Origin of the sequence: Pseudomonas sp. 30_B, assembly GCF_017491605.1 — a bacterium.
Lineage (GTDB): Bacteria > Pseudomonadota > Gammaproteobacteria > Pseudomonadales > Pseudomonadaceae > Pseudomonas.
The window spans coordinates 1-244 of the sequence record NZ_JAFGYY010000499.1 but is presented as its reverse complement, the minus strand read 5'-3'; the positions used below and the strand labels follow the sequence as shown (position 1 = coordinate 244).

General features: G+C 60.7%; 1 pseudogene. It reads right to left on the bottom strand.

The features are described 5' to 3' along the window. Positions 1 to 244: pseudogene (locus J5M67_RS29240) on the bottom strand (arylsulfatase); the annotation flags it as partial.

Below are 244 nucleotides of genomic sequence, written 5' to 3'. Positions count from 1 at the left end.
GTACGGGTCCATGCGCAGGTTGAACAGCTTGGGAATCCGCAGGCAGACGAAGGGTTCGCTCCACACCTCGAAGCCGCCGGGCTTGCGCTGCTCGCAGAACACCGCCTTCCAGTCGCCGAAGCGCATGCCCACCAACTCGGCCTCGTCGTTGAAGTAATAGAACTCCTTGCGCGCACTCTCGTTGGACTTGCCGGTCAGGTAGTCCAGCTGGTTGTAGCCGTCCAGGTGCACCTTGAAGTTCTTG